Source organism: Dietzia sp. DQ11-38-2 (genome assembly GCF_014145055.1).
GTDB lineage: Bacteria > Actinomycetota > Actinomycetes > Mycobacteriales > Mycobacteriaceae > Dietzia.
Window position 1 is genome coordinate 1 of record NZ_JAALDW010000224.1, and the last position, 1,881, is coordinate 1,881.

The following is a 1,881-nucleotide window of genomic DNA, read 5'->3' on the forward strand; positions in this document are numbered from 1 at the left end:
AGACCGCCCGTCGGCTGGCCCGCCGGGGCGTGGAGGTCGAGGTCTTCACCCGCGCCACCCATTCCTCGCAGCCGCCGGTCGAGCAGGCCGGCGACGGCGTGCTGGTGCGCAACATCGTGGCGGGGCCGTTCGAGGGCCTGTGCAAGGAGGACCTGCCCACGCAGCTCTGCCCATTCGTGGCCGGTGTGATGCGGGCGGAGGCCGGTCATGCACCCGGGCACTACGACCTCATCCACTCCCACTACTGGCTGTCCGGGCAGGCCGGTCTGGTGGCCTCCGAGCACTGGGGCGTGCCCCTGGTGCACACGGCGCACACCCTGGCGGAGGTGAAGAACGCGGTCCTCGCCGACGGTGACGTCCCGGAGCCTGAGTCCCGGCGCATCGGCGAGCAGCAGATCGTGGACTCCGCGCACCGCCTCGTGGTCAACACCACCGGCGAGCGCGACGAACTCGTGGGCTACTACGACGCCGACCCCGCCCACATCGACGTGGTGCCCCCGGGCGCCGACCTCGAGCAGTACACCCCCGGGACGCAGCGCGGCACAGAGCGGGCCCGCCGGGCGTTGGGGCTGGGGCAGCGGTCCGAGGTGATCGCGTTCGTCGGCCGGATCCAGCCGCTCAAGGCCCCCGATGTGATCGTCCGTGCACTGGCCGAGATCGTGCGGGAGCAGCCGCACCGGGACGTGCGTCTGATGGTGGTGGGCGGGCCCAGCGGGTCGGGGCTGGAGCGCCCCCGTTCACTCATGGACCTGGCCGACGAGCTGGGCGTGGCCGACCGGGTGAGTTTCCTCGCGCCGCGGCCACCCGCGGAACTCGTGGACGTGTACCGCGCCGCCGACGTGGTGGCCGTGCCGTCGTATTCGGAGTCTTTCGGCCTCGTGGCACTGGAGGCGCAGGCCTGCGGGACGCCGGTGGTGGCGGCGGCTGTGGGCGGTCTGCCCACGGCGGTCGATCACGGCCGCACGGGGATCACCGTGGTCGGTCACGACCCGCGCGAGTGGGCGGCCACGTTGGTGGGACTGCTCGACGACGACGAGCGCCGCCTGTCCATGTCGCGGGCCGCCCCGGTTCACGCCTCCCGGTTCTCCTGGGATTCCACCGCCGATGGACTTCTCGCCTCGTACGCGGGCACGGTGGCCGCTCACCGGGCCCGGCGAGAGGCGGCCACCGCCTCCTGACACCCCGGGGCGCCCGCCGGTGGAGCGCCCCGTCCGAACCTCCCCCCGCGACGAACCGCTCACGAGTACAGGGGAGTCGAACCGAAGGAGCCACGATGATCGACCCCACCGAGAACAAGCGCATGGACGAGGGCAGCGGGGCTGCGCCTCGCGGCGCCGACGAGGTCGACGGCCCGACCCTGGAGTTGATCCGCGACTTCCTCGTGGAGCGGGACATCGAGTCGACGTTGGCCGACGGCCGGGTCTTCGTGGTGCAGCTGCCGGGGGAGAAGCGCCTCAAGACCGCCTGCCACCTGACGGTGAACCGGGAGAGCGTGCGGATCGAGGCGTTCGTCTGCCGCAAGCCCGACGAGGACTTCGAGAAGGTCTACAAGTACCTGCTGCGACGCAACCGGCGCCTGTACCAGGTGGCGTACACGCTGGACAACAACGGTGACATCTATCTGGTGGGCCGGATGCCGCTCGTGGCGGTGACCGAGGAGGAGCTCGACCGCGTGCTGGGCCAGGTGCTCGAGGCCGCGGATCACGACTTCAACATCCTGCTCGAGATCGGGTTCCACACCTCGATCCGCCGGGAGTGGGAGTGGCGCGTCTCGCGCGGTGAGCCGCTGCGCAATCTCCACGCGTTCCGTCACCTCACCGCGGATCTGCCGCAGCCGGGTCACGGCTGACGACCCGGGCGCACGCCGCGGCCCGCCGGCCT

2 protein-coding genes are annotated in these 1,881 nt (G+C 71.8%); both read left to right on the plus strand.

The window, feature by feature from the left end:
- Nucleotides 1-1,178, plus strand: a 1,178-nt coding sequence (mshA, locus tag G6026_RS08275; protein ID WP_182612887.1) for a D-inositol-3-phosphate glycosyltransferase, incomplete at its 5' end; no start/stop codon positions are given.
- Nucleotides 1,179-1,300: 122 nt separating this feature from the next.
- Entirely contained in the window at nt 1,301-1,849 is a 549-nt protein-coding gene (locus G6026_RS08280) for a YbjN domain-containing protein (RefSeq protein WP_182612888.1), read from the plus strand.
- Nucleotides 1,850-1,881: the final 32 nt, after the last annotated feature.

Bases quoted from the DNA above. Each gene is read 5' to 3' on its own strand.
- G6026_RS08280 (WP_182612888.1), top strand. From the start codon at position 1,301: ATGGACGAGGGCAGCGGGGCTGCGCCTCGCGGCGCCGACGAGGTCGAC.